This window comes from Stenotrophomonas sp. GL_101 (genome assembly GCF_057835675.1).
Genome location: NZ_CM174432.1, coordinates 2,886,746 through 2,912,822 on the forward strand (window position 1 = coordinate 2,886,746; position 26,077 = coordinate 2,912,822).

Genomic DNA, 26,077 nt, shown 5'->3' on the forward strand with positions numbered 1-26,077 from the left:
ATCTACCCGCCCTTCCCTGCAGCCCCCAAGGTGATTGCCATGAAGCTTCTTCACATCGACGCCAGCGTGCTTGGCGAAAACTCCGTCTCCCGCCAGCTCTCCGCGGCCGTGGTCCAGCAATGGCGCGACCAGGTGCCGGCGCTGGAAGTGAGCTACCGCGACCTCGACGCGCAGCCGGTGGCCCACCTGCGCAGCAGCTCGCTGGCCCAGTCCGACGCGGCCGAAGTGGCCGACGCCGAGCAGGTGCTGGAACAGTTCCTGGCCGCCGACGTGATGGTCATCGGTTCGCCAATGTACAACTTCAGCGTGGCCTCCACACTCAAGGCGTGGATCGACCGGCTGGCAGTGGCCGGGCGCACCTTCAAATACACCGACACCGGCCCGGTGGGCCTGGCCGGCGGCAAGCGGGTGATCGTGGCCAGCAGCCGCGGCGGCCTGCACACCGGCGCGCCGAGCGATTTCCAGGACCCGTACCTGCGCCAGGTGTTCGCGTTCTTCGGTATCGACAACGTGGAGTTCGTGCGCGCCGAGGGCATCGCCTATTCGCCGCAGCACCGCACCGATGCGATCGCCAATGCGCTGGCCGCCCTGCCGCAGCCGCAGGACGCCGTTGCCGCCTGAGACGTTCCACCCACGCCACTCCCTCCCCTCGTCGTGGTGGCGTGGTGCGCAGCGCCGGTTTTCTCTCCCCTGCCGGTGTTGCGCCTGATGGCCCCTTTTGGGGCCATCTTTTTTTTGTTCTTCTCCCCTGTGAGGTTGGGTTGACCCATCGGGCGACAGCAGCTTGTGAGGCGTCTTCGCTTGGCTATGTCGCGAGCATCGAGGGCCGCTGGGCGGCCGGCAGGCCCTTGTGCAAATGTCCCCCGGCCGACGCCTGCGGCGACGACCTCCTCCTTTATTTTGCCAAGGACCTGCCGGCCGCCCAGCGGCTCGGCTTGCGGTACGCACAGGCGCCCTCCGATGCCCCTTGCAGAGGTAGGTCACCACCGTTGGTGGTGACGCTCATCGCTGCAGGCCGGCGCCGGGGCGTCGCACGCAAGGGCATCGGTGGTCTGAAACGTCGGCGTTGGCCTGTCCTGCGCTGGCTGTCATGGTTACTCTGAACGGCCATCCGCCGGACACCCCCGCATGCCGTTCATCGTCACCGACCCGCACCGCAGTGAATTCCCCCAGCCGATCACGCTCAAGCGCGGTGACGTCCTGCAGGTAGGCGAACGCTATCAGGGGCCCGAAGACTGGAACGACTGGTATCTGTGCGAGGCCGCCGGGCAGGTCCCGGGCTGGGTACCGGCGCAGGTGATCGTGCGCGATGCGGCCGGGGCTGCCGTGGCAGGCGAAGATTACTGCGCGCACGAACTGGACGTGGATCCCGGGCAGGCCGTCGAGGGCGGGCACGTGCTCAATGGCTGGGTGTGGTGCACGCCGGTGGGCGGCGGCATTGCCGGATGGGTGCCGCTGCGGGTGTTGCGCGCGGTGTGAGCAAGCCGCCCCGCCGGGGGCAACAAAAAACCCGCCTTTCGGCGGGTTTTTGCTGGCTCAGGCGATGGTGTCGATGCCGCCCATGTAGGGCTTGAGCGCGTCGGGCACGGTGATGCTGCCGTCGGCGTTCTGGTAGTTCTCCATCACCGCGATCATCGCCCGGCCCACGGCCACGCCGGAGCCATTGAGGGTGTGCAGCAGCTCGGGCTTGCTGGTTTCCGGGTTGCGCCAGCGCGACTGCATGCGGCGCGCCTGGAAATCACCACAGTTGGAGCACGAGGAGATCTCGCGGTAGGTGTCCTGCGACGGCAGCCACACTTCCAGGTCGTAGGTTTTCACCGCGGCAAAGCCCATGTCGCCGGTGCACAGCAGCACCTTGCGGTACGGCAGGCCAAGCTTTTCCAGCACGACTTCGGCGCAGCGGGTCATGCGCTGGTGTTCGTCATCGCTCTGCGCCGGGGTGCAGGCGACCACCAGTTCCACCTTCTCGAACTGGTGCTGGCGGATCATGCCGCGTACGTCGCGGCCGCCGCTGCCGGCTTCGGCGCGGAAACACAGCGAGTGGGCGGTCATGCGCAGCGGCAGGCGCTCGGCGTCGATGATGTCATCGCGCACGATGTTGGTCAGCGGCACTTCCGAGGTCGGGATCAGGTAGCGGGTGGACTCGCCCACCGCAGTCTTGAACAGGTCGTCCTCGAACTTGGGCAGCTGGCTGGTGCCGCGCAGCGAATCGGCGTTGACCAGCAGCGGCACGTTGGTTTCTTCATAGCCATGCTCGCCGGTGTGCAGGTCCAGCATGAACTGGGCCAGCGCGCGGTGCAGGCGCGCGATCGGGCCACGCAGCACGGTGAAGCGCGACCCGGACAGCTTGGCTGCCGTTTCCGCATCCAGCCAGCGGTTGCGGGCACCCAGCTCGACATGGTCGAGCACCGGGAAATCGAAGCTGCGCGGGGTGCCCCAGCGCTGCTGCTCGACGTTCTCCGATTCATCCTTGCCGGCCGGGACATCCTCGGCCGGCAGGTTGGGGATGCCCAGCGCGATCGCTTCGATCTTGTCGCGCAGCTTGTCCAGGGCCACTTCGGAGGTGTTCAGTTCATCGGCGAACGCGGCCACCTCGGCCATGATCGCCGAGACGTCTTCGCCCTTGGCCTTGGCCTGGCCGATGGCCTTGGAACGGCTGTTGCGCAGGCTCTGCAGTTCCTGGGTACGCACCTGGATGCGCTTGCGATCGGCCTCCAGCGACTCCAACCCGGACACATCCAGCTCGAAGCCGCGCGCGCTGCGCAGGCGTTCGGCAAGGTCGGCGGGGTGTTGGCGAAGCAGGGCTGGATCGAGCATGGCGGCGGGTTGGTTGCGGGTCTGGAGGGGGATTATCGCCTGTTATGCGTTTTTCTGCCGCCCGGTTCATTCCGGCCGTGGCAGAATCGGGGGGTTCACAACGGTATGGCTCATGTCCGCTTCCCGCTCATCGACTGGCAAGAACATCACCTTCCACCTGCCCCGCCGCAGCCTGCTCATTGCCGGGATCGCCTTCGGCGTCGGCATCGCGCTGTTCCTGGTGGTCTGGCTGAGCAGTCGCAACGACGACTTCTACAAGGCCGGCCCGGCGCAGACGCCGCAACAGGTGGCCGAGGTGGAACCGTTGCCCGAACCGCTGGCTGCAGCGGCCGGCTCCAGCGACATGCCCGATGCCAAGGCGCCACCGGCCGATGCCGAGGTGCCCAAGCTGGTGGAAACCGCCCCGCCGCCGCCACCGCCGGCCGCCGTCGCGCCGGCACCGCAAGCCGCACCGACGGCGATGTCGGCAAACGACCGCCCGCAGCCGATCGCCGACCAGTCGCCGCCGCCGTCGTACCCGCCGGCAGCACTGCGCCGGGGCGATGCCGGAACCGTGGTGGTGCGCGTGGACGTGGATGCCACGGGCTACCCCAACAACGTCACCCTCATCCAGCGCAGCGGTTCACGCGAGCTGGATCGCGCGGCCACCGATGCGGTACGCCGCTGGCGCTTCCTGCCCGCGCAAAGCAATGGCCAGCCGGTGCCTGGCAGCCTGGAAGTACCGTTCGACTTCAAGCCGCAGTGACGGCCGCGTTGCGTGGCCATCACGCAACGCTGATGCGGCAACGACCGGTCAAGCTGAACCTCGCCGGCAATGCAATCGCCGCGTTGACGTTGCGATGACACACCGACAACCGCACCCGGGCAAGACTGTTGGCGTCAACTCGACACGAGGAGTCAGCCATGAGTGTTACCCACCCGGACATGCATGCGTCGCCGCAGGACCCGCGCGATATCACCGATGAACCCAACCGCCGTGGCACCTCGCCATGGCTGTGGATGGCGTTGATCGTGGCAATGTTCGCCGCAGCACTGGTCTGGCTGCGTTACGCCAACCCCGACGACACCGCGACCGCCCCGGTGGGCGAACGCATGTTGCCGGCTACTGAAACCCCAGTCGCCACGACGCCGGCCCCGGCCGCACGCCAGGCCACGCCAGCCACCCACAGCGACCGCAAGACCGCAGCGGTGGTACGCAACCGAGAAGCGCGCCCGATGGCTGGCAACGCCAAGCCGGCCTATCCCGCCTCGGCACTGCGTAACGGTGTGCAGGGCAGCGTGGTGGCCAGCTTGAACGTGGACCCGCGCGGCCATGTCACCGATGCCAGCATCGTGCAGCGTAGCGGTGCGCGCAATCGCGACCTGGACCGTTCGGTGCTGACCACCGTGCGTGACTGGACGTTCGAGCCGGCCATGAACAACGGCCGCGCCGTCGCCAGCGTGGTCCGCGTCCCGGTGGATTTCCGCACCGAGCGCTAAGTGGATGCGTTGAGGTAGCAAAAAGGGAGGCCAGTGGCCTCCCTTTTTTTGGGTTCTGACCCGTCCTGAATTGAGTTGACACCTTTTCCCACAGGAAGAGGAATGTTCAATGAATTCAACAATCAGGCGCAGCCAGCGGGATTACTCGCTGGCCTTCAAGTTGTCGGTGGTGGACCAGGTCGAGCGTGGGGAGCTGACCTACAAGCAGGCCCAGGAGCGCTACGGAATCCAAGGACGGAGCACCGTGCTGTCGTGGCTTCGGCGACATGGTCGGCAAGACTGGTCAGGTGGGGCATCATCTGCCCCCATGACCACAGCTCCCAAGTCCGGAACGGCCAAGCCGCTGACACCGGAACAACAGATCAAAGTCCTGCAGGTTCAGCTGCGGGAGGCGACCGAGAAGGCGCAGCTTTTCGAGGCCATCGTGGATGTGCTCAAGGAAGACTACGGGGTGCGCATCGTAAAAAAGCCTTCCGGCAAGTCCTCACGCAAAGGCGCCTCCAAGGCGTAAGCGTGGCAAGGGCTTGCCGCCATTTTGGTATCAGTCGCCAAGCGTACTATCAGGCAGGCCATCGTCAGCAGCGGCAACTGGCCGACGGTGCTCGGGCGCTCGCGCTGGTAGGTGGCTATCGAGCGCGCCAGCCGCGCATCGGCACGCGCAAGCTGCATCATCTGATTGGACCGACGCTTCAAGCATCGGGAGTGGCAATGGGGCGCGACCGTCTGTTTGGCGTCCTTCGTGATGCCCGGCTGCTGGTCCCCATGCGGCGGGCGTACCACAAGACGACCGACAGCCATCACCGCTTCCGGCGGCACCCCAATCTTCTCAAGCCCGGCGAAGGGCGCGTGGTACCGACCGGCAGTGAGCAGGTCTGGGTAGCCGACATTACCTACCTGCCCACGCAGGGGAAATTTGTATACCTGAGCCTGATTACCGATGTGTGGTCGCGCAGGATCGTGGGCTGGAGCGTGCACGACACCCTGCAGACCGAACAGGTCGCCCAAGCACTGCAGATGGCGCTGAAGGAACGAAAAACGCGGCAGCAGCTGATCCATCACTCCGACCGGGGCATCCAGTACTGCTCGGACTACTACCAGAAGATCCACGCCAGGCATGGGGTGACCTGCTCGATGACCGATGGCTACGACTGCTACCAGAATGCGCTGGCCGAACGGGTAAATGGGATATTGAAGGGCGAGTTCCTGCTGCACCGGCCCCGGGACCTGCTGCAGGCACGCCAGATGGTCGCCGAGTCGGTGGGGATCTATAACGCCGAGCGGCCGCACCTGTCGCTTAAAATGCAAACGCCCGATGCGGTGCATCGGGCGTCTCTGGCCGCCTGACGGCGGCCAGATCATCCGCCACAGGTGTCAACCTATGGCAGGACGGGTCATCATCGCGGAATAGCGTGGAGCTTTTGCCGGCTCCCGTTACCCTTGAAGCCTGAAATCAGGGCCTCAGGGGTCAGGTCATGCTGGATCGGAAGACGATTGAGAGGCTGGGTGGCTGGGAAGGCTACCGGGTGGAGCGGATCGCCTGGCCGGAAGGCGACAGCCGGACCGTCACTATCTACCTCAAACCCACGGCCCGCACGATGCATTGCGAGCACTGCGGGAGCCGATGCCGGCAAGTGCACGAGACGACGGTGCGCCGGGTACGCGATCTGCCCCTGATGGCATTGCGCGTTGCGCTGGTGGTGCCGCGACGGCGCGTCTGGTGCCCCCAGTGCGCTGGGCCGCGCCTGGAGAAGTTGAGCTGGCTTGGCCGCTACCAGCGGGTCACTGACCGGCTGGCCGAAGCGGTCAGCCAGTTGCTGGTATCCAGCAATATCCTGGCCGTGGCACGCTTTTTCCAGTTGGGCTGGCATACGGTCAAGGCACTGGATAAAGCCTTGTTGCGTGAGTCTGTCCAAGCCCCGGACTGGAGCCAGATCCACTACCTGGCGATGGACGAATTTGCGCTGCACAAGGGTCACCGCTATGCAACGGTCGTGGTGGATCCGATCAGTCGCCAGGTACTTTGGCTGGGCAACGGGCGCTCCCGCGATACGGCGCGTGCCTTTTTTGAGCAGCTTCCCCCGGGCGTTTCCGAGCAATTGCGCGCCGTGGCGATCGACATGACGACGGCCTATGAAGTGGAGATCCGGGCCAACTGTCCCAATGCCGAGATCGTCTTCGACTTGTTCCATGTGGTGGCCAAGTACGGTCGCGAAGTGATCGACCGGGTTCGCGTGGACCAGGCCAACAAGCTCCGGCACGACAAGCCTGCGCGCCGTGTCATCAAATCCAGCCGATGGCTGCTACTGCGCAATCGCAGCAACCTGGACCGGCATCAGACGGTGCGGCTGGATGAGCTGCTGGAAGCAAATCAACCGCTCCTCACCACCTATCTGATGCGTGATGAGCTCAAGCGACTGTGGTTTTACCGCCATCCCGGATGGGCCAGGAAGGCTTGGAACCAGTGGCTGGAGCAGGCCCAGCGCAGCGGAATCGCCGCCTTGGCGCTGTTTGCACAACGGCTCAAAGCCTATCTGCATGGGATCGTGTCGCGTTGCCGACACCGCCTCAATACCAGCATCGTCGAAGGCATCAACAACACCATCAAGGTCATCAAACGCCGGGCCTACGGCTATCGGGATCAGGAGTACTTCTTCCTGAAAATCCGTGCAGCGTTCCCCGGTATTCCGCGATGAACCTTTTTTTGTGCACGTACAGGACCATCGATGCGAGCGCCCGGCCGTAGCCGCGTTCAATCAACCCTGGCGCAGGCCGAATCCGGCGCCGGTGGCCAGGCCGTCGAAATCCGGGAACGAGGTGGCGACGTTGGCGATGTCGTTCACCCGCACTTCGCCGCCGCTCAGCTGGCCGGCAATGGCGAAGGCCATGGCGATGCGATGGTCGCCGTGGCTTTCGATGGTGCCGCTGCCCAGCACGGCACCGCCGTGGATGGTGGCACCGTCCTCGGTTTCGTCCACCTGCACGCCCAGCGTGCGCAGGCCGGTGGCCATGGCGGCAAGCCGGTCCGATTCCTTGACCCGCAGTTCGGCCGCGCCGCGCACCACGGTGGCGCCTTGCGCGGCCGCGGCGGCGACGAACAACGCCGGGAATTCGTCGATCATGTCCGGCACCAGCGCTTCGGGAATCTCCGCGCCGTGCAGCGGCGCATGACGCACCACCAGGTCGGCCACGGCTTCGCCGCCCTGCTCGGCGTGATTTTCTTCACGGATGTCCGCGCCCATCAGCCGCAGCGCGGCCAGCAGGCCGGTGCGGCGCGGGTTGAGGCCCACCGCGCGCAGGCGCAGGGCCGAGCCGGGAATGACACTGGCGGCGACCAGGAAGAAGGCGGCCGAGGAGAAATCGGCCGGCACCACGATGTCGGTGGCGCGCAGGCGCTGGCCACCCCGCAGGCGGGCCTGGCCCGGCGAAAATTCGATGTCCACGCCAAACGCGCGCAGCATGCGCTCGCTGTAGTCGCGCGTGGGGTGCGGCTCGCGCACGGAGGTGTCGCCCTCGGCATACAGGCCGGCCAGCAGCACCGCGGATTTGACCTGCGCACTGGCCACCGGCGAGGCGAAATCGATGCCGTGCAGTTTTTGCCCGCCGTGTACGCGCAGCGGCGGGGTGCCGTCGGCCTCGGTGTCGATCTTCGCGCCCATCAGCGCCAGCGGGCCGGTGACGCGGCGCATCGGGCGGCGTGAGAGCGATTCATCGCCCACCATCACGCTGTCGAACGGCTGGGCAGCCAACAGCCCGGCCAGCAGGCGCATGCCGGTGCCGGCATTGCCGCAGTCCAGTGCCGCGGCCGGGGCCTTCAGGCCATCCACGCCCACACCGTGGACCACGCGCTGCGATGGCGACGGCGTGTCGATGCGCACGCCCATCTGCGAAAAGATCGCGGCGGTGGCGCGGGTGTCTTCGCCTTCCAGGAAGCCGTCGATGTGCGACACGCCATCGGCCAGCGCGGCGAACATCACCGAGCGGTGCGAAACGGATTTGTCACCGGGAATGGTCAGGCTGCCCTGCAGGGGTTGGCCCTTGTGGGCGATCCAGTACGGCGTAGCGGTCATCATTGATCCTGTGTGGCGGCAGCGCGCGGACGCGCCAGGCAATGCGGAGGAAGCCGTGGCGCCGGGAACGGCGCCAGGCCGGTGCGTCGCGCGCGGCGCGCGGCGACGCGGACAATCAGGGCACGGCCACCGGATAGGAGCCGAGGATCTTGATCTGCGCCGAATGGGCTTCCAGCTCGGCCAGTGCGGCCTGCATCGCTTCGTCTTCGACGTGGCCGGCCAGGTCGATGAAGAAGCCGTATTCCCACTTGGCGTTGTGCGAGGGCCGCGACTCGATGCGGTTCATGCTGATGCCATGCCGCGCGAACGGGCTGAGCACGTCGAACAGCGCGCCGGGCTTGTCATGGATGAACACCAGCACCGAGGTGCGGTCGTGGCCAGAGGTCGGGAAGATGTTGCGGCCCACCACCAGGAAGCGGGTGGTGTTGTCGGCATCGTTCTGGATCGGCTTGGTGACCACTTTCTTCAGGCCGTACACGTGCCCTGCACTCTCGCCGCCGATGGCCGCCGCGTCGTCGGCATTGCGCGCACGGCGCGCGCCTTCGGCGTTGCTGGACACCGGGATCTTCTCGGCCTTGGGCAGGTGCGCACGCAGCCACGAGGAGGTCTGCATGAATGACTGCGGGTGGCCGTAGACGCGTTCGACATCCTCCAACCGGCCACTGCGCGACATCAGGTACTGCTGCACGCGCAGTTCCACTTCGCCGCAGATCTTCAGGTTGGAGGTGAGGAACATGTCCAGGGTGATCTGGATGGTGCCCTGCCCGGAATTTTCCACCGGCACCACGCCGAAATCGGCGTTGCCCGCTTCCACTTCCTGGAACACTTCTTCGATGCTGGCCAGCGGCAGGCCCAACGCCGAGCGGCCGAAGTGCTTGAGCACGGCCTGCTGGCTGAAGGTGCCTTCCGGGCCGAGGTAGCCAATCTTCAGCGGCTCCTGCTGGGCCAGGCAGGCCGACATGATTTCGCGGTAGACATGCACCAGCACTTCATCGCTGAGCGGGCCTTCGTTGCGGTCCACCACCATGCGCAGCACCTGCGCCTCGCGCTCGGGACGGTAGTAGTCCACGGCCGCGGCGAGCTTGCCCTTGGCCTTGCCGACCTGGTGGGCGAAGTTGGCGCGCTCGGCGATCAACGCCTGGATGCTGCGGTCGATGTGGTCGATCTTGGCGCGCACGTCCGACAGCACCGGCGCAGCGGTAGCCGGCACGGCCTTGGCGGGCGCGGCCTTGGCAGGTTTTACGGCCTTGGCGGGCTTGGCGGGCTTGGCAGCACTGGCCTTGGGCTTGGCAGGTTTGGTGGCCATCTGGGGTTCCAATTGCAGTGGGGCGCGAGGCCCCGGTAAAAACGAAAAAACTCAGCCGTGGCGTTGCTGGAAATCAGCCATGAAGGCGGCCAGCGCCTCGGCGCCCTCCACCGGCATGGCGTTGTACAGCGAGGCACGGATGCCGCCGACCGCGGCGTGACCCTTCAGCGCCAGCAGGCCGGCCGCCTTGGATTCACTGACGAAGCGCGCGTTGAGCGTCTCGTCGGCCAGGAAGAACGGGATGTTCATGCGCGAGCGTGCCGAGGCCACCACGTCATTGCGGTAGAAGCCGCCGGACTGGTCGATGGCCGCGTACACCCGCGCCGACTTGGCCGCGTTGCGCCGGGCGAACTCGGCGACACCGCCCTCGGCCAGCATCCACTGGAACACCAACCCGGCCAGGTACCAGTTCCAGGTCGGCGGGGTGTTGAGCATGGAGTCGCGGGTAACGTGTGAGCGGTAATCGAAGATGTCCGCGCGCGGCTGGCCGCTGCGCTCGAGCAGGTCGCGGCGCACGATCAGCACCGAGACCCCGACCGGCCCGAGGTTCTTCTGCGCGCCGGCGTAGATCAGCCCGTACTTGCTGACATCCAGCGGTTCGCTGGCGATGGACGAGCTGAAATCGGCAAACAGCGGTACGTTGCCCACCTCCGGGGTGTCGCGGAATTCGACGCCGTGGATGGTTTCGTTGGCGGTGATGTGCACGTAGGCCGCATCGTTGGACAACTGCCAGCTGTCGCGCGCGGGGATGTCGTGGAAGCCGTTGGCTTCGCTGCTGGCGGCGATGTTGACGTTGACGTAGGGCTTGACCTGCTTGATCGCCGTCTTGCCCCAGTGCCCGGTGAGCACGTAGTCGACGGTCTGCCCCGGCTGGGCGAAATTGAGCGCGAGCAAGGCCTGCTGGGTGGTGGCACCCCCGGCCAGGAACAGCACGGCGTAGTCATCGGGAATGCCGATCAGGCGGCGCAGGTCGGCGTCGGCCTGGGCAGCCACGGCCATGAACTCCGGCCCACGGTGGCTCATTTCGACAATGGAGGCGCCTGCGCCATTCCATTCCAACATCTCTTCCTGCGCCTGGCGCAGGACCGATTCCGGCAGGGTTGCAGGGCCGGCACTGAAGTTGAACGCGCGCGTCATGTCACACCTATAGGGCAAGACCCCTAGTATGCCGCAGCGCACCAGGCTTTAGGCCTTGCAGGACAAGGCGAATTTGGTTGCATCCGAATCTATCGCGGAGATGCGCGCTGAGCCGGTGGTGGTCCATGGCCGGGCATCCCGGTTCCGTGCCGGCGGATGGGTCGCGCGCGTCACGACCAACGGTCGTGACTTACCGGGAAACGCAGATTACCTGGCCCCGAACCACAGCAGGCCGCTGATCGCGGCGGCCAGCAACAGGGCGCTGGCCAGCAGCCAGGGCCAGCGGTTGACCCGTCGCGGCTGGGCCGGGACATCGGTGGAGGTGGGCAGGTCGAGCAGGTCGTCCTCGTCCTCGCTGATGATCCGCTTGCGCCCATCGTGCGGGACTTCCAGCACGAAGCGGTGCTGGGTATCGAACACCAGCTGGTCACCCGGTTGCAGCCAGCAATGGCGAACCGCCACGCCGTTGACCCGGGTCGATTCGCCCGCGCCCAGGTCGCGCAGCAGCAGGCGCTCGCCATGCCGTTCAAGGCGGGCGTGCTGCTCGGCGAAGGCCGGGTCGTCGATCACGATATCGGCATCGGCACCACGGCCGATCATCCGCGGGCGGTCCAGGATGAAGCTGCGCCCATGGTGCTGCCCCCCCACCGCACGCAGCAGGCGCTGGTCGTCCCTGCCCTCGTCGCTGCGCGCAGGTGCCTGCTCCAGGGCCTCGCACTCGCCCTGGATCAGCATCTCCACGCCGTCGGCGTAGACCGCATCGCCGGCGCGCAGCAGCGCCATCCGTCGCACCGGGCGTCCGTTGACGTGCATGCCGCGGATCCCGGTGGCCACCTGCAACCACAAACCGCGGTCGTCCAGGCAGAACTGCGCAAGCAACAAAGTGCCCACGGCCGCGTCGCCGAGCCGGACACTGCCCGACGCATGCCGCACGATACGCTGCACCCCGGGCCGCAGCGGCTGGTCGGGGTGTTGGCGATTGGTGAAGTGAACTAGCAGATCTTGCACGCGGCGCAGACTAGCAGGTTGGACGTCATCGCAGAAGAAATGTGACGCAGACCTTGGAGTTGTCGCAGAGGATGCGCACAATGCTCGCCCTTTCCCCGCTGCCTTCCGCCAGGAGCTTCCATGTCCAGCATCGATATCCGCCACGCACATACCCTGCCCGCCGACGGCGCGCGCCAGGCCATTGAAGAGGTGGCCGCCAAGCTGTCCGAACGCTTCGGCCTGCAGAGCAGCTGGGTCGGCGACGTGCTCAACTTCAACGGCTCCGGCGTGGACGGTGCGATTGCACTGGAACCGGGCCAGGTGCGGGTCACCGCCACACTGGGCTTCCTGCTGTCGGCAATGAAGGGCATGGTCGAAAGCGAGATCCAGCGCGTGCTGCAGGAAAAGCTCGGGTAATGGCGGCAGCTGAACGCCGCTTGGCCGGACGCGGCGGCCCTCACGCCGCACAACGCCAACGCTGATTAGCATCGGGGTGTCCACCCACAGGATTGCCCCATGACCGCACACGACGACTTCGACGACCGCGATACCCGCAGCCCCGACGACAAGCCCTCGCTGCAGGAACAGGCCGAGCGCTTCTCGAAGCGGCTCAGCGGGTCGGCCCAGCAGGTATGGCTGGCCGGGCTGGGTGCGTTTGGCCGCGCCCAGGCCGAGGGCAGCCGCGTCTTCGACACGCTGGTCAAGGAAGGCGAGACCATCGACGCACGCAACCGCGAGCAGGCCGGCGATACGCCGCGCTGGCGCGACAACGTCGAGGAACAGCTCGGCGAGGCGCGCGAGAAAGCCTCAGGCACGTGGGACAAGGTGGAAAAAGCCTTCGACGACCGTGTCCAGGGCGTGCTTAAGCGCCTGCACATCCCCTCCGCCGAGGACGTGGCCGCGCTCAATGCGCGCATCGATGCGCTCAACGCCCGGGTCAACCGCGCCGAGGCCCGCAATGCCTCGCCCAATGCCGACCCGGCGCCGGGCACCCACCAGTCGCCCGGCGGGGCCTGAGCGCCCCCGGCACGCCCCGCCTTGCCCTCGATTGTTGCAAAGCAGCACAACTTTGTTGACAATCAGAACCGACCCGCCAATCGCTTCCCGCGCCGTTTGTTCCCTCCCCTCACGGCTTAGGATTGGCGGGTTTTTCGTGTCTGCGGCAACGAAAGTGAGACGCTCGTCACCAGCCGCGCGCGCGGGCCGCGACCCTACCGGTCCCGAGGCGCCACAGACGGCACTGAGCGCATATAAACTGTCGGGCGCACCTCCGCGTTTCTCTCCTAGCGCCTCATGTTCTCCTGGATTCTGGCTTTACTGTTGGCCCTCATCGTCTGGTCGCTCTGTGCTGCCTGGTTCTGGCTGGTCAAGCGCCGCCGCAAGGAGACCCAACTGGGGCTCAACGCCCTGGCCGGCATGCACTGGCGCGACTTTTCCGAGATTGTCCGGCGCGCCATGCGCGAACAGCGCGGCCTGCAGGACCTGGCCGGCGAAGCGGAGGACAGCCGCGAGCCGCGCAGCGATTTCCTGATGCAGGGCGAGCCGCACCGCTGGCTGGTGTCGTGCAAGCACGGCCGCGCCTACCGGATCGGCACGGCGGCGGTGAACGAGCTGGGCGCCGCGGCGCGGCTGGCCGGCGCCCGGGGCGGCATCCTGATCACCGAAGGCAGGGTCGAGCGCGATGGCCGCGTGGCCGCTGAAAAACAGGGCGTGGAAGTGCTCGACGGGCACCTGCTGTGGCCGATGCTCAAGCCTTACCTGCCCGGCGACATGGAAGCGCAGATCCACAATGCCGCCCGCCACGAAGCGATCCGGCGGACAACCATCGCCGCGCTCGGCTCGCTCACCCTGGGCCTGCTGGTCGGCATGGGCTACCTGACCTCACGGCTGGAGCACGCACCAGCGGCCGCAGGCGTGACAACGCCGTCCGTGCGCCCGGACGCTGCCGCGGCGGCGCCCGGCACGCCCACTGCCACCGCCGATACCGCGCCTACGCCCGCGCCCGCCGACACCCACCCCAGCGTGCTCGGCACCGATGCCGACCCGGACCCCGTCACGCTGGCGCGTTACCAGAAGGAACTCACCCGCACCCTGGCCACCCAACCCGGGGTGGTCAGTGCGTTCTGGTTGACCCGGCAGACCTTGTCGGTCAACCGCAGCGAGGAGATCGACGCGATCTGGCCGCAGATCTGCACCGAGGTGAAGCGCTACCCAGCCCTGCGCACCGTGCGCATCCAGCTCAATCCGCGCCCGGGCATGGCCGAGCCGGTGCGCTGGCGCCAGTGCGCCACGCTCTGACCGCTTACGCCAGCGTGCCAGCCGGGGCGATCGCGGCCGGCACCCGGCGCAGCGCCGATGCGCTCAGCGCGCGCCCGGCGAGAAGCGTGCCACCAGGTCCCAGGCATCGCCCAGGAACATCTGCCGCACGCAGGTGATGGGCTGCTCGCCGCGCCAGGTGAGGCGGTCGATCACCAGGCAGGCCGTCCCCGGCTTGACCTCCAGCAGCGCGGCGGCGGCCTCGTCGGCCCCCCAGGCGCTGATGCGGTGCTGGGCACGCGTCCACGACACGTTCTGCAGCAGCCAGCTGCCCGGCGCGGTGGTCTGGAAATCCACCGCCAGCACCTCCGGCACGCCCACGGGGCTGATCAGCCGGTGTTCCAACGCGAAGGGACGTCCATCGGCGCGATGCAGGCAGCGGATCGCCAGCAGTTTCTCAACGCCGGACAACGCCACCTCCTCGTCAACATCGGCATCGGGACGCCGGTAGGCGCGTTCCAGCAACTGGTAGCCATACACGTGGCCGCGCGCGCCCACCGCCATGGCGATATCGGGGATTTCCAGCGCCACCTGCTCCAGGTGCGGCGGCTGCCGCGCCACGAACGAACCGGCGCGGCGGCGGCGCTCGATCATGCCGCTCTCGGCCAGCGCGGTCAGCACCTTGTTCACGGTCATCCGCGAGCAGCCGTACTGCTCCATCAGCTCGTGCTCGTATGGAATACGGAAGCCCGGTGGCCACTCACCACTGAGGATGCGGCTTTCCAGCTCGGCGCGGATGCGCTGGTTGAGGGTTTCTGCTTTCTTGCCCGTCACTCGGGAATCCTGAAGGATGCGGCCGGCACTCAGCCGGCCGACAACAACGTACGCAATGCACCCGCGAAGCGTGCCGCCACCGCATCACGCTGCAGGTGGCGGCCCTCGCGGACCAGTTGGCGACCGTGGCGCCACACCGAACGCACCGCGCCATTACGTGCGGCGAACACCCAGCTGTCAAGCAAGGCGTCGCCGTCGCGGGCGACCAGGGCCGGGTGGCTCGGATCCAGCTCGACCACGTCCGCCGGCGCCCCCACCTGCAGGCCACTGGCCACGCCCAGCGCCTGGCCGGCACCGGCCAGGGCCTGCTCGAACAGCCAGCGGCCGCTCGACTGGCCATCGCCGGGCGCCAGCACGTTGCGCCCGCGCAGCTGCAGCCGCTGGCCATATTCGAGCAGGCGCAGCTCTTCGGCCGCATCGATCAGCACGTTGGAATCCGACCCGACCCCGAAGCGGCCACCGCCGCGGGCGAAGGCCTGCATCGGGAACAGCCCGTCGCCCAGGTTGGCTTCGGTGATCGGGCACAACCCGACCACCGCGCGGCTGGCCAGGATGCGCTGCACCTCGGCGTCATCCACGTGGGTGGCATGCACCAGGCACCAGCGCTGGTCCACCGCCACGTTCTCATACAGCCACTGCACCGGCCGCTGGCCGCTCCACGCCAGGCAGGCGTCCACCTCGCGGGTCTGTTCGGCGATGTGGATGTGCACCGGCCCCTCGGTGAGCGGCAGCAGCGCGCGCAGTTCCTCGCCGGTCACCGCGCGCAGGCTGTGCGGGGCGATCCCCAGTACCGCATCATCCAGACCGCGCAGCGCGCGCGTGCAGCCCTGCAGCAGCGCGGCGAAACCGTCGAGGTCGTGGATCAAGCGGCGCTGTGCCGGATTGGGCGCGGCACCGCCGAAATCGGCGTGCGCATAGAACACCGGCAGCAGGGTCAGGCCAATCCCACTGGCCTGCGCGGCGGCGGCAATGCGCTCGGCCATTTCAGCGCGGTTGGCATACGCCACGCCATCGGCGGCGTGATGCAGGTAATGGAACTCACCGACGCGGGTGAAGCCGGCCTCCAGCATCTCCACATACGCCTGTTCGGCAATTGCCTGCACCGCCTCCGGTTGCAGGTGGGCCAGGAAGCGGTACATCAGCTCGCGCCAGCTCCAGAAGCTGTCGCCGCGGTTGCCGCCAATCTCGGTCAGGCCCGCCATGCCACGCTGGAACGCATGGCTGTGCAGGTTGCCCAGCCCCGGCAGCGCGATGGCCAGGGCGGTGTCACCGGCCTGCGCGGGCACCCCGGCGCTGACCTCGGCCAGCGTGCCGCCCGCGCAGACGAGCCGCACATCGCGGGCCCAGCCCTGCGGCAGCAATGCCTGGGCGGCATGGAAAACGAGCGGCGGATGGAGCGCGGCGGCGGGGTTGGCTGGCATCACTGGACATCCCGGAAGTGGCACCTATATTGTATAGACATATAAGCCGATGTGGTTGCTGCCATGCACGTTGACACCCTCTGGTACCACGCCCACCTGATCACCGTCGATGGTCCCGGCCTGGGCGTGATCGTCGATGGTGTGATTGCCGCCACCGACGGCCGCATCGTGCATGTCGGCCCGGCCGGGTCGGACGCGCACCTGCAACCGGCCCGGCGCATCGACTGCGCAGGGCGCTGGATCAGCCCCGGGCTGGTCGACTGCCACACCCACCTGGTCTACGCCGGCAACCGTGCCGGGGAGTTCGAGCAGCGCCTGCAGGGCGTGAGCTACGCCGACATCGCGCGCGCCGGCGGCGGCATCGTCTCCACCGTGCGCGCCACCCGCGCGGCCAGCGAGGACGAGCTGATCGCCGCCAGCCTGCCGCGGCTGGACGCGATGCTGGCCGAAGGCATCACCACCGTCGAGATCAAATCCGGCTACGGCCTGCGCCTGGAGGATGAAACCAAGCAACTGCGCGTGGCGCGCGAACTGGGCCGCCTGCGCGCGGTCGAGATCGTGCCGACCTTCCTCGGCGCGCATGCGATTCCGCCGGGGCGCGAGGCCCAGGAGTACATCGACGAGGTCTGCAACGTGATGATTCCTGCGGTGGCCGCGCAGGGCCTGGCCGAAGCGGTGGACGTGTTCTGCGAGAACATCGCCTTCAGCGCCGCGCAGGCCGAGCAGGTTTTCATGGCCGCGCAGCGCCACGGGCTGGCGATCAAGATCCACGCCGAGCAGCTCAGCAACCAGCACGGTGCGGCGCTGGCCGCCCGCCATGGCGCGCTGTCGGCCGACCATATCGAACACCTGGACGCCGAAGGCATCGCCGCGATGCGCGCCGCCGGCACCGTAGCCGTGCTGTTGCCCGGCGCCTTCTACTTTACCCGCGACACCACCCTGCCCCCGATCGCCGCCCTGCGCGCGGCCGGCGTGCCGCTGGCCCTGGCCACCGACTCGAACCCCGGCACCTCGCCACTGACCAGCCCGCTGCTGGCGATGAACATGGCCGCCACCCTGTTCCGCATGACTGTGGACGAGTGCATTGCCGGCTTCACCGTTGAAGCGGCGCGTGCGCTGGGCCGCCACGACCGGATCGGCCGGCTGGCGGTCGGGCTGGACTGCAATCTGGCCCTGTGGGACATCCAGGCACCTGCCGACCTGGTGTACCGCATGGGCTTCAATCCCCTGCACGCGCGCGTGATGCGCGGCATCTCCCTGTGAACTTTGTGATGTCTGGAGCTTCCATGAGTACGACCCTGACCCTGCACCCCGGCGCAGTGACGCTTGCCCAATGGCGCGCGATCTTCGATGGCGCCCGCGTGCGCCTGGACCCGGCCTCGGCCGCGGCCGTGCTGCGCAGTGCGCAGACCGTGGCCGACATCGTGGCCAAGGGCGAGCCGGTGTATGGCATCAACACCGGCTTTGGCAAGCTGGCCAGCGTGCGCATCGAGCGCGACGACCTGGCCACCCTGCAGCGCAATATCGTGCTGTCGCATGCCGCCGGCGTGGGTGAGCCGATGCCGGCCCCGGTGGTGCGGCTGATGATGGCGCTGAAGCTGGCCAGCCTGGCCCAGGGCGCCTCGGGCATCCGCCCGGAAACGCTGGCGCTGCTGGAGGCGTTCCTGCAGCACGACATCGTGCCGGTGATTCCCTGCCAGGGTTCGGTCGGCGCATCGGGCGACCTGGCCCCGCTTTCGCACCTGGCCAGCGTGATGATCGGCGTGGGCGAAGCGTACGTCGGCGGGCAGCGACTGCCGGCCGCCGAGGCCCTGTCCACGCTGGGGCTGACGCCGTTGGTGCTGGGCGCCAAGGAAGGCCTGGCGCTGCTCAACGGCACCCAGTATTCCACCGCGTATGCACTGGCCGGGCTGTTTGCGATCACCACCGTGTTCCATGCCGCGCTGGTCACCGGCGCGTTGTCGGTGGAGGCGGCCAAAGGCTCGGACACGCCGTTCGACCCGCGCATCCATAGCATCCGTGGCCAGCGCGGGCAGATCGCCACCGCCGCCACGCTGCGCACGCTGATGCAGGGCTCGGCCATCCGCGAATCGCACCGCGACAACGACGTCCGCGTGCAGGACCCGTACTGCCTGCGCTGCCAGCCGCAGGTGATGGGCGCGGCGTTCGATGTGATGCGCCAGGCCGCCACCACGCTGGCGATCGAAGCCAACGGCGTGTCCGACAACCCGCTGGTGTTCACCGACACCAACGAGGCACTGAGCGGCGGCAACTTCCACGCCGAACCGGTGGCCTTCGCCGCGGACATGCTGGCCATGGCGATCTGCGAAATCGGCTCGATCAGCGAACGCCGCACCGCGATGCTGGTCGACCCGGCGCTGTCGGGCCTGCCGGCCTTCCTGACCCCGAAGCCGGGCTTGAACTCGGGCTTCATGATCCCGCAGGTGACCGCCGCCGCGCTGGTCTCGGAAAACAAACAGCGCGCCTACCCGGCTAGCGTCGATTCGATCCCGACCTCGGCCAACCAGGAAGACCACGTGTCGATGGCCGCGCATGGCGCGCGCCGCCTGCTGCAGATGGCCGAGAACGCGGCCAACGTGGTCGGCATCGAGCTGCTGGCCGCTGCCCAGGGCTGCGACTTCCACAACGGCCTGCGCTCCAGCGATGCGCTCGAAGCGGTACGCGCCCGCCTGCGCACGCAGGTGCCCACGCTGCAGGACGACCGCTACTTCCACCCGGACATGCTGGCGGCCACCACGCTGGTGCGCAGCGGCGCGCTGGCCGAAGGCCTGGCCGACGTGCTGCCGCAGGTGGAGCCGCTGGCATGAGCGCGCACCCGGAGTGGCTGCAGGTGCATGAAGGCGATGCGCCGCTGATCGTCAGCTTTCCGCATACCGGCAGCGAGCTGCCCGAGGAACTGGCCGGGGATTTCGTCTCGCCGTGGCTGGCACGCCGCGATGCCGACTGGTGGGTGCATGAGTTGTACGACTTCGCCCGCGGCATGGGCGCCACGTTGGTGCGCTCGGCGATCTCGCGCTCGGTGATCGATCTCAACCGCGACCCCAGCGGGGTGTCGCTGTACCCGGGCCAGAACACCACCGGCCTGTGCCCGCTGACCAGCTTCGACAACCAGCCGCTGTACCACCCCGGCCGCGCGCCGGACGCGGCCGAAATCGCGCGCCGCCGCGACACCTATTTCGCGCCGTACCACGACGCGTTGAGCACGCAGATCGCGCGCCTGCGCCAGCGCCACGGCACCGTGGTGGTGTATGACGCGCACTCGATCCGCTCGCAGATCCCGCACCTGTTCGACGGGCAGCTGCCGCAGTTCAACCTGGGCACCGCCGGCCCGTCGGGCGCGGTGGATACCTCGTGCGACAACACGCTCAGTGACGTGGTGGACAACCTGCTGCGGATCAGCGGCATGAGCCATGTGCGCAACGGCCGCTTCAAAGGGGGCTGGATCACCCGCCACTACAGCGACATCCCCGGTGGCGTGCACAGCCTGCAGATGGAACTGGCCTGCCGTGGCTACATGCACGAACCGGCCCCGGACCAGGTGGACGAACACAGCTGGCCCACCCCGCTCGACCCCGACCACGCCGCACCGCTGCGCCACACCCTGGCGCAGGTGCTCAACGCCTGCCTTGAATTCGCCAGCAACCGGAGCGCCGCATGACCCGCAACGACCCGTCCCGCACCATCATCGCGCCGACCGGCACCACGCTCACCGCCAAGAGCTGGCTGACCGAAGCGCCGCTGCGCATGCTGATGAACAACCTGCACCCGGACGTCGCCGAGCGCCCGCAAGAACTGGTGGTATACGGCGGCATCGGCCGTGCCGCGCGCGACTGGGAAAGCTTCGATGCCATCGTGGAAGCGCTCACCCGCCTGGACGATGACCAGACGTTGCTGGTGCAGTCGGGCAAGCCGGTCGGCGTGTTTCGCACGCATGCCGACGCACCGCGCGTGCTGATCGCCAATTCCAACCTGGTGCCGCGCTGGGCCAACTGGGACCACTTCAACGAGCTGGATAAGAAGGGCCTGGCGATGTACGGCCAGATGACCGCCGGCAGCTGGATCTACATCGGCGCGCAGGGCATCGTGCAGGGCACCTACGAGACCTTCGTGGAGATGGGCCGCCAGCATTACAACGGCAGCCTGGCCGGCAAGTGGTTGTTCACCGGCGGGTTGGGCGGCATGGGCGGCGCGCAGCCGCTGGCCGCAGTGATGGCCGGCGCCTCGTGCCTGGCGGTGGAATGCCGCAAAAGCAGCATCGAGATGCGCCTGCGCACCGGCTACCTGGACACCTGGACCGACAACCTGGATGAGGCGCTGCGCCTGATCGAGGAATCCTGCACGAAGAAGCAGCCGCTGTCGGTGGGCCTGCTCGGCAATGTCGCCGACGTGCTGGACGAACTGCTGTTGCGCGGGGTCAAGCCGGACCTGCTGACCGACCAGACCTCCGCGCACGACCCGGTCAACGGCTACCTGCCGCAGGGCTGGACGGTGGAACAGTGGGATGACAGGCGCGTCTCCGCACCGAAGGAAGTGGAAGCGGCCGCGCGCGACTCGATGGCCAACCACATCCGCGCCATGCTGGCGTTCCACGCGCTCGGCGTGCCGACCGTGGACTACGGCAACAACCTGCGCCAGATGGCGCTGGAAGAAGGCGTGGCCAACGCGTTCGACTTCCCCGGCTTCGTGCCCGCCTACATCCGCCCGCTGTTCTGCCGCGGCATCGGCCCGTTCCGTTGGGTCGCACTCAGTGGCGACCCGGAAGACATCGCCAAGACCGATGCCAAGGTCAAGGAACTGATCCCGGACAACCCACACCTGCACCGCTGGCTGGACATGGCCGCCGAGAAGATCAAGTTCCAGGGACTGCCCGCGCGTATCTGCTGGGTGGGCCTGGGCGACCGTGACCGGCTGGGCCTGGCGTTCAACGAGATGGTGGCCAACGGCGAGCTCAAGGCGCCGGTGGTGATCGGCCGCGACCACCTGGACAGCGGCAGCGTGGCCTCGCCGAACCGCGAAACCGAGGCCATGCGCGATGGCTCCGATGCGGTGTCCGACTGGCCGCTGCTCAACGCGTTGCTCAACACCGCCAGCGGTGCCACGTGGGTGTCGCTGCACCACGGCGGCGGTGTGGGCATGGGATTCTCGCAGCATGCCGGCATGGTGATCGTCTGCGACGGCACCGACGCGGCTGCCAAGCGGATCGCGCGCGTGTTGTGGAACGACCCGGCCACGGGTGTGATGCGACATGCCGATGCCGGGTATGAGATCGCGCTGGACTGTGCGAAGGAGAAGGGGCTGGATCTGCCGGGGATTCTGCGCTGACGGAGAAACGTCCCGACCAACGGTCGGGACCTACCGGGTAGCTGGTGCGCCTGGCATCGTCCGGCGCCTACGCCCTGTGTGGCTTGACCTGGTATGGCCCCGTGACCAAGATGCGGCAACGCCGCTGAAGGATCACCGGATGTACCGCACGCTTGCCGCTGCACTGCTCTGCGCCTTCTCTCTCGCCCCAGCTGCATCGGCGCGGGACACCGATGGCTCCCTGCCAACGCAGCTGGACGCCCAGCTGCAGGCCAATCGCGAACGCTACGGCGTCGCCGGCCAGGCCGTGCTGGTCGCGCACAACGGTAAGGTGCTCTATCAGGGCGCCAGCGGCGAACGCGATCTGGCAACCCATGCGCCAGCGACGGTCGACAGTGTGTTCGCCGCCCAGTCGATGGCCAAACTGCTGACCAGCACGCTGGTGATGCAGTTGGTGGAACAAGGCAATGTGGACCTCGATGCACCCGCCAGCCGCTACGTGCCGCACCTGCCAGCAACGTGGCAGGCGATCCATGTGCGCGATTTCCTCAACCACAGTTCGGGCGTGGCCGAGTACTACAGCAAGCAGAACGGGCAGTGGGTCAGCAACGGCTACCGTGGGCTGGCGCCAACCCTCGATGCGGCGTTGGCGGTGGCTGGTGCGGTGCCGATCCAGTTCGCGCCGGGCAGCCGTGTCCTCTACACCCAGACCAACTACCTGGTGCTCAGCGCCCTGTTGGAAGCGCACTACGGCAAACCCTATCCGGCCATCGCCCGCGAGCGCATCCTACAACCGCTGAAAATGCACAGCACCTGGCTCGGACGTTCGGGCGTGCCGCTGGACCGCGCAGCCACGACGTACATCGGCAAACAGGGCCAGCTGCAACCGGCCAACGAAGAACCGTGGCCCAGTTACGGCGGGGGCCACGCCGACCTGCAGACCACCGTGGGCGACATGAATCGCTTCCTGCAGGCCATCGCCACCGGCAGGCTGGTGCGGCCTGAAACGCTGGAAGCACTGTGGCAGCCACGAATGCTGGCCGACGGTGGCAGCAATTTCTTCTCCACCGGCTGGGATACCGTCCGCAGCGATGGCTACACCCACGTCGGGCACGACGGCGGCACCCGTGTCCGCGCGCGCCTGAGCTACAAGAACACCCTGGCCGACGGCTACTGGGTGTTCGTGTACTTCACCAACGGCAGCGCCAACAACGCCTGGTCGAGCACACTGGTGGACAGCACGATGGCCCTGGCCGCACCGGTGGAATTCCCCCACGCGGTGCTATCTGAACGACTGATCGGGTATGCCCTGGACGGCGATGACGGTGGCGAAAACGCATTGCGCATCTGGCTGGGCCAGCACAGCGGGATCCCAGGCAATGAACGGGAGCGGGCGATCAACGCCGCGGGCTATGCCATTCACGAGAACCTGGGCGCACGCGCAGCGTTGAAGGTGTTCACCCTCAACACCACGTTGTATCCAGACTCCGCCAACGTCTGGGACAGCCTGGCCGAATGCCATGCAGCGCTGGGCGAGAAGGACATTGCCGAGACGTTGTATGCCAGGTCACGCGCGCTCGCAAAGCCAGGGGTGTAGCGCCGGGCCGATGCCCGGCTCATCACCAGGAAAGGGCAGCCCTGCACCCGCACAGCAGGCGAGCGGTTCCAGGCTGCCGCCGCTTCCCTGCGTGTCACGGCTGAAGTGAAGCGGAGAGCCACGGGGTGACGCCACGGCCGCAACCTGTTAACTTTCGCGGCCATCGCGTGGTTTACAGCCCTTCCCGGCGGCTGACGCGTGATTCCTTTCCTGTCGCTCCGTACGCATGTCCACTACCTCCAATCGCCCCACCCTGCTTTCCTCCGCCTGCGCTGTTGCCGTAGCCGCCGCTGTGTCGGCCACCGCCCACGCTGCCCCCCAGGCCACTACCCTCGACGCCATCAACGTCACCGCCGCCAGCGAGACCGAACAGGCGCGCACCGCGCTCAAGCGCGTGCCCGGTGCCGGCAACGTGATCGACCTGGCCCAGGCCGACCGCCGCCTGTCCAGCAGCGCCGATGTGCTGGCCTACCAGCCCGGCATCAGTGCGCAGTCGCCCGGTAACGAAGGAACGAAAGTCTCGATCCGTGGCTCGGGCATCAATCGTGGCCCGGGCGCGCATGCGTCGGGCATTGCGGTGTCGCTGGATGGCCTGCCGTTGACCGGCGCGGGCGGCACGCCGTACGAATTGCTGGAGCCGATGTGGCTGAGCCGCGTGGAGGTACTGCGCGGGGCCAACGGCTTCGAGCGCGGCGCACTGGCACTGGGCGGGGCGATCAACTACGTCAGCCGCCGTGGGCGTGATTCGGCCGGGCTGGAACTGCAGTACGAGGCCGGCAGCCGCGGTTACCAGAAGCGCAGCATCGGCTACGGCGGCGTGTCGGGCGATGTCGATTACTACCTGGCCTACACCGATACCGAATCGGACGGTTATCAGTACCACGCCCGCAGCGATGGCAAGGGCGCGATGGCCAACGTGGGCTGGCAGATCACCCCGCAGCTGGAAACCCGCTTCTTCGTGCGCTATCGCCAGACCGATCACCAAACCCCTGGGCGCCTGACCGGCGACCAGATCCGCAACGACCCGCGCGCGGCCAATCCGGCCAACCTTGCCATCGATGCGCGCCGCCCGCAGCCGGGCAGCACCTTCATCGGCAACATGACCACCTGGCAGATCGACGCAGCGTCCTCGCTGCAGGCCGGGCTGGTGTACCACCACTACCCGATGGACTTGAACGAAAGCCTGTACCGCCAGCAGCTGGACTACAGCAACCTCAACGCCACGCTGGACTACCGCCACCGCCACATGCTGTTCGGGCGCGACAGCGTGACCACGCTCGGCCTGCGCGTCACCCATGACCTGGACGCCGATGTGCGCGAAACCCTGCGCCTGCCCAACAACGGCTACGCCGCCGGCACCCACACCCGTGATTTCTCCCACCACGGCACCGACAGCACACTGCACCTGGGCAACGACCTGGCACTGAGCGATACCCTGCACCTGCAGTCCGGCCTGGCCCTGGTCAACACCCGCCGCGACGTGCAGGTGACCTGGCCGGCCACGCCGGAGCGCCTGAAGAACACCGGGTGGGACTACGCCCCGCGACTGGGCTTCACCTGGCAGCAGACGCCGCAGTTGCAGTGGTTCGGCAACCTGAGCCGTTCGGTGGAGCCGGCACATCCGTGGTCGATGATCTGGGGCTCGAACAAGTACTTCGGCGCCGGCAACGGTGCCTCGACCGGCCGCCAGCGTGCCCCGGTGAACCTGGACAACCAGACCGCCACCACGCTGGAACTCGGCGCGCGCGGTGACAGCGTGCTGGGCCACTGGGAGCTGACCGGCTACTACGCCCGCGTGCTGCACGAACTGCTCACCGTGGAAGTCCAGCCGGTGCCGAATCTGTTCGTGGCCGAGAACAACGCCAGCCCGACCGTGCATCGCGGCATTGAAGCGGGTCTGGACAGCACGTTGTGGCAAGGCCGCGACGGGCGGCTGTCGCTGCGCCAGGCGTACACCTTCAGTGATTTCCGTTATCGCCACGACGCGCTGTTCGGCAGCAACCGCCTGCCCGGCCTGCCGCGCCACTACTACCAGGCCGAACTGCGCTACGACCATCCCACGGGTTTCTACGCAGCAGTGAACACCGAGTACGCGTCGACGATGTTCGTCGATTACGCCAACAGTGTCAGCGCCGACAGCCATGCCATCGTCGGCAGCCGGATCGGCTTCGACGCCCCCGGTGGGCGCTGGCAGGCGTGGGCGGAACTGCGCAATATCGGCGACCGCCACTATGCGGCCACCGTCACCCCCGGCTACGACGATGCCGGCAAGGATGTAGCGCGCTCGACGCCGGGCGAAGGACGCGGCGTGTATGCCGGTCTACGCTGGCGGTTCGACTGAGGGCAGATCGGCCGGACACCCTTGGCGTCGGAGGACGCCGCCCCATGGCTCGGCGTCAACCGGGCGGCTGGGCGGCATGATCCAGCAGGAACTGGCTCACCCGCCGCCGCAGTTCCAGGTCGTCGGTGTGCCGGGCCACCTCGTCGGCACGCAGGGCGAAATCGTAGGCGGTTTCCGGCTCACCCCGTTCAACATGGCGTTGCGCCAGCTCCATGCAGATCGACGCCTCCGCCTCGGGCGTGCCCAGCTGGCGCACCTGCTGCAACGCGCGCTGGTACAGCCCGATCGCCACGGCATCGTCGCGGGTGAAGTCGGCCAGCGTTTCCCACAGGAACGGATGGTCGCGCCCGGCATCGGCCATGGCATGGCAGAACTCACGCAGCTCGCCGTGCAACTGCCATTGCGCACGCGTGTCGCCCCGGCCGGAGGCGTCGGCAATGGCGCGCGCCAGGCCGAGTACGTGCTGGTGGATGTCGTCGGGAATATCCATGCCGCCCATCCTAAACCGCCCGC

The 26,077-nt window shown here is 67.6% G+C and carries 23 protein-coding genes; 15 read left to right on the forward strand and 8 right to left on the reverse strand.

Going from position 1 to position 26,077, the window contains the following annotated elements; all coding sequences use genetic code 11:
* The first annotated feature begins 39 nt into the window (after positions 1–39).
* Both AC3IR9_RS12675 and AC3IR9_RS12680 read left to right on the forward strand, forming a co-directional pair.
* Entirely contained in the window at positions 40–621 is a 582-nt protein-coding gene (locus tag AC3IR9_RS12675; protein ID WP_489291080.1) for an FMN-dependent NADH-azoreductase, read from the forward strand.
* Positions 622–1,128: 507 nt separating this feature from the next.
* Complete coding sequence (locus AC3IR9_RS12680; protein ID WP_489291081.1) at positions 1,129–1,479, forward strand: SH3 domain-containing protein; 351 nt, start codon at positions 1,129–1,131, stop codon at positions 1,477–1,479.
* Between the two features lie 57 nt (positions 1,480–1,536).
* Here AC3IR9_RS12680 and serS read toward each other — a convergent pair whose 3' ends face one another.
* Positions 1,537–2,817, reverse strand: coding sequence for a serine--tRNA ligase (serS, locus tag AC3IR9_RS12685; protein ID WP_489291082.1), 1,281 nt, complete (start codon positions 2,815–2,817; stop codon positions 1,537–1,539).
* Positions 2,818–2,929: 112 nt separating this feature from the next.
* On the opposite strand from serS, the gene AC3IR9_RS12690 reads away from it, so the two are divergent.
* The 4 genes from AC3IR9_RS12690 to AC3IR9_RS12705 all read left to right on the forward strand — a co-directional run bounded on the left by AC3IR9_RS12690 (position 2,930) and on the right by AC3IR9_RS12705 (position 6,989).
* Positions 2,930–3,562 carry an energy transducer TonB gene (locus tag AC3IR9_RS12690; protein ID WP_489291083.1) on the forward strand — a complete coding sequence of 211 codons (633 nt, stop codon included), beginning with the start codon at positions 2,930–2,932 and terminating at the stop codon, positions 3,560–3,562.
* Positions 3,563–3,720: 158 nt separating this feature from the next.
* Positions 3,721–4,296 (forward strand): energy transducer TonB, encoded by a 576-nt coding sequence (locus tag AC3IR9_RS12695; RefSeq protein WP_489291084.1) that lies wholly within the window; start codon positions 3,721–3,723, stop codon positions 4,294–4,296.
* A 109-nt stretch (positions 4,297–4,405) separates the two neighbouring features.
* Positions 4,406–5,640 (forward strand): IS3 family transposase gene (locus AC3IR9_RS12700; RefSeq protein WP_489291031.1). Its coding sequence is split into 2 segments (ribosomal slippage): positions 4,406–4,757 and positions 4,757–5,640, totalling 1,236 coding nucleotides; the frame shifts between segments, so codons are not numbered across the junction.
* 128 nt (positions 5,641–5,768) lie between these two features.
* Positions 5,769–6,989: an ISL3 family transposase gene (locus tag AC3IR9_RS12705; protein ID WP_489291085.1), complete on the forward strand. Its 1,221-nt coding sequence runs from the start codon at positions 5,769–5,771 to the stop codon at positions 6,987–6,989.
* A gap of 60 nt (positions 6,990–7,049) precedes the next feature.
* Here AC3IR9_RS12705 and aroA read toward each other — a convergent pair whose 3' ends face one another.
* The 4 genes from aroA to AC3IR9_RS12725 all read right to left on the reverse strand — a co-directional run bounded on the left by aroA (position 7,050) and on the right by AC3IR9_RS12725 (position 11,814).
* Complete coding sequence (aroA, locus tag AC3IR9_RS12710; protein WP_489291086.1) at positions 7,050–8,363, reverse strand: 3-phosphoshikimate 1-carboxyvinyltransferase; 1,314 nt, start codon at positions 8,361–8,363, stop codon at positions 7,050–7,052.
* Positions 8,364–8,478: 115 nt separating this feature from the next.
* On the reverse strand, positions 8,479–9,669 hold the full coding sequence (pheA, locus tag AC3IR9_RS12715) for a prephenate dehydratase (RefSeq protein ID WP_489291087.1): 1,191 nt from the start codon (positions 9,667–9,669) through the stop codon (positions 8,479–8,481).
* 51 nt (positions 9,670–9,720) lie between these two features.
* Positions 9,721–10,806 (reverse strand): 3-phosphoserine/phosphohydroxythreonine transaminase, encoded by a 1,086-nt coding sequence (serC, locus tag AC3IR9_RS12720; protein WP_489291088.1) that lies wholly within the window; start codon positions 10,804–10,806, stop codon positions 9,721–9,723.
* 207 nt (positions 10,807–11,013) lie between these two features.
* Positions 11,014–11,814 (reverse strand): FHA domain-containing protein, encoded by an 801-nt coding sequence (locus tag AC3IR9_RS12725; protein WP_489291089.1) that lies wholly within the window; start codon positions 11,812–11,814, stop codon positions 11,014–11,016.
* Between the two features lie 120 nt (positions 11,815–11,934).
* Between AC3IR9_RS12725 and AC3IR9_RS12730 the strand changes: the two genes are divergently transcribed.
* The 3 genes from AC3IR9_RS12730 (at position 11,935) to AC3IR9_RS12740 (ending at position 14,091) form a co-directional block, all read left to right on the forward strand.
* The gene (locus AC3IR9_RS12730) at positions 11,935–12,210 is read left to right on the forward strand and encodes a polyhydroxyalkanoic acid system family protein (protein ID WP_489291090.1); all 276 of its coding nucleotides are present in this window, start codon (positions 11,935–11,937) and stop codon (positions 12,208–12,210) included.
* Positions 12,211–12,309: 99 nt separating this feature from the next.
* Positions 12,310–12,810: a phasin family protein gene (locus AC3IR9_RS12735; protein WP_489291091.1), complete on the forward strand. Its 501-nt coding sequence runs from the start codon at positions 12,310–12,312 to the stop codon at positions 12,808–12,810.
* Between the two features lie 276 nt (positions 12,811–13,086).
* Positions 13,087–14,091 carry a restriction endonuclease gene (locus tag AC3IR9_RS12740; RefSeq protein WP_489291092.1) on the forward strand — a complete coding sequence of 335 codons (1,005 nt, stop codon included), beginning with the start codon at positions 13,087–13,089 and terminating at the stop codon, positions 14,089–14,091.
* Positions 14,092–14,154: 63 nt separating this feature from the next.
* Here AC3IR9_RS12740 and hutC read toward each other — a convergent pair whose 3' ends face one another.
* Together hutC and AC3IR9_RS12750 are read right to left on the reverse strand one after the other, a co-directional pair.
* The gene (gene hutC, locus AC3IR9_RS12745; RefSeq protein ID WP_489291093.1) at positions 14,155–14,883 is read right to left on the reverse strand and encodes a histidine utilization transcriptional repressor HutC; all 729 of its coding nucleotides are present in this window, start codon (positions 14,881–14,883) and stop codon (positions 14,155–14,157) included.
* Between the two features lie 29 nt (positions 14,884–14,912).
* Positions 14,913–16,304, reverse strand: a complete 1,392-nt coding sequence (locus AC3IR9_RS12750) for a formimidoylglutamate deiminase (RefSeq protein ID WP_489291094.1) — start codon at positions 16,302–16,304, stop codon at positions 14,913–14,915.
* Positions 16,305–16,367: 63 nt separating this feature from the next.
* Here AC3IR9_RS12750 and hutI point away from each other — a divergent pair, with 63 nt between their 5' ends.
* The 6 genes from hutI (at position 16,368) to AC3IR9_RS12780 (ending at position 25,564) form a co-directional block, all read left to right on the forward strand.
* Complete coding sequence (gene hutI, locus AC3IR9_RS12755) at positions 16,368–17,567, forward strand: imidazolonepropionase (RefSeq protein ID WP_489291095.1); 1,200 nt, start codon at positions 16,368–16,370, stop codon at positions 17,565–17,567.
* Between the two features lie 23 nt (positions 17,568–17,590).
* On the forward strand, positions 17,591–19,132 hold the full coding sequence (hutH, locus tag AC3IR9_RS12760) for a histidine ammonia-lyase (RefSeq protein WP_489291096.1): 1,542 nt from the start codon (positions 17,591–17,593) through the stop codon (positions 19,130–19,132).
* Entirely contained in the window at positions 19,129–19,983 is an 855-nt protein-coding gene (hutG, locus tag AC3IR9_RS12765; protein WP_489291097.1) for an N-formylglutamate deformylase, read from the forward strand. The genes hutH and hutG overlap by 4 nt, the downstream gene beginning before the upstream one ends.
* Positions 19,980–21,647: a urocanate hydratase gene (hutU, locus tag AC3IR9_RS12770; protein WP_489291098.1), complete on the forward strand. Its 1,668-nt coding sequence runs from the start codon at positions 19,980–19,982 to the stop codon at positions 21,645–21,647. The genes hutG and hutU overlap by 4 nt, the downstream gene beginning before the upstream one ends.
* 139 nt (positions 21,648–21,786) lie before the next feature.
* Entirely contained in the window at positions 21,787–23,223 is a 1,437-nt protein-coding gene (locus AC3IR9_RS12775) for a serine hydrolase domain-containing protein (protein ID WP_489291099.1), read from the forward strand.
* Between the two features lie 226 nt (positions 23,224–23,449).
* On the forward strand, positions 23,450–25,564 hold the full coding sequence (locus tag AC3IR9_RS12780) for a TonB-dependent receptor family protein (protein WP_489291100.1): 2,115 nt from the start codon (positions 23,450–23,452) through the stop codon (positions 25,562–25,564).
* A gap of 55 nt (positions 25,565–25,619) precedes the next feature.
* Here AC3IR9_RS12780 and AC3IR9_RS12785 read toward each other — a convergent pair whose 3' ends face one another.
* On the reverse strand, positions 25,620–26,054 hold the full coding sequence (locus AC3IR9_RS12785; protein WP_489291101.1) for a hypothetical protein: 435 nt from the start codon (positions 26,052–26,054) through the stop codon (positions 25,620–25,622).
* Between the last annotated feature and the right edge of the window lie 23 nt (positions 26,055–26,077).

Excerpts from the sequence above, each read along its gene's own strand:
- AC3IR9_RS12735 (WP_489291091.1), top strand. The coding sequence starts at position 12,310 with ATGACCGCACACGACGACTTCGACGACCGCGATACCCGCAGCCCCGAC.
- serS (WP_489291082.1), bottom strand. The coding sequence starts at position 2,817 with ATGCTCGATCCAGCCCTGCTTCGCCAACACCCCGCCGACCTTGCCGAA.
- AC3IR9_RS12750 (WP_489291094.1), bottom strand. The coding sequence starts at position 16,304 with ATGCCAGCCAACCCCGCCGCCGCGCTCCATCCGCCGCTCGTTTTCCAT.
- serC (WP_489291088.1), bottom strand. The coding sequence starts at position 10,806 with ATGACGCGCGCGTTCAACTTCAGTGCCGGCCCTGCAACCCTGCCGGAA.
- hutU (WP_489291098.1), top strand. The coding sequence starts at position 19,980 with ATGACCCGCAACGACCCGTCCCGCACCATCATCGCGCCGACCGGCACC.
- AC3IR9_RS12785 (WP_489291101.1), bottom strand. The coding sequence starts at position 26,054 with ATGGATATTCCCGACGACATCCACCAGCACGTACTCGGCCTGGCGCGC.
- AC3IR9_RS12675 (WP_489291080.1), top strand. The coding sequence starts at position 40 with ATGAAGCTTCTTCACATCGACGCCAGCGTGCTTGGCGAAAACTCCGTC.
- hutG (WP_489291097.1), top strand. The coding sequence starts at position 19,129 with ATGAGCGCGCACCCGGAGTGGCTGCAGGTGCATGAAGGCGATGCGCCG.
- AC3IR9_RS12695 (WP_489291084.1), top strand. The coding sequence starts at position 3,721 with ATGAGTGTTACCCACCCGGACATGCATGCGTCGCCGCAGGACCCGCGC.
- aroA (WP_489291086.1), bottom strand. The coding sequence starts at position 8,363 with ATGACCGCTACGCCGTACTGGATCGCCCACAAGGGCCAACCCCTGCAG.
- hutI (WP_489291095.1), top strand. The coding sequence starts at position 16,368 with ATGCACGTTGACACCCTCTGGTACCACGCCCACCTGATCACCGTCGAT.
- pheA (WP_489291087.1), bottom strand. The coding sequence starts at position 9,669 with ATGGCCACCAAACCTGCCAAGCCCAAGGCCAGTGCTGCCAAGCCCGCC.
- AC3IR9_RS12780 (WP_489291100.1), top strand. The coding sequence starts at position 23,450 with ATGTCCACTACCTCCAATCGCCCCACCCTGCTTTCCTCCGCCTGCGCT.
- AC3IR9_RS12705 (WP_489291085.1), top strand. The coding sequence starts at position 5,769 with ATGCTGGATCGGAAGACGATTGAGAGGCTGGGTGGCTGGGAAGGCTAC.
- AC3IR9_RS12680 (WP_489291081.1), top strand. The coding sequence starts at position 1,129 with ATGCCGTTCATCGTCACCGACCCGCACCGCAGTGAATTCCCCCAGCCG.
- hutH (WP_489291096.1), top strand. The coding sequence starts at position 17,591 with ATGAGTACGACCCTGACCCTGCACCCCGGCGCAGTGACGCTTGCCCAA.
- AC3IR9_RS12690 (WP_489291083.1), top strand. The coding sequence starts at position 2,930 with ATGTCCGCTTCCCGCTCATCGACTGGCAAGAACATCACCTTCCACCTG.
- AC3IR9_RS12740 (WP_489291092.1), top strand. The coding sequence starts at position 13,087 with ATGTTCTCCTGGATTCTGGCTTTACTGTTGGCCCTCATCGTCTGGTCG.
- AC3IR9_RS12775 (WP_489291099.1), top strand. The coding sequence starts at position 21,787 with ATGTACCGCACGCTTGCCGCTGCACTGCTCTGCGCCTTCTCTCTCGCC.
- AC3IR9_RS12730 (WP_489291090.1), top strand. The coding sequence starts at position 11,935 with ATGTCCAGCATCGATATCCGCCACGCACATACCCTGCCCGCCGACGGC.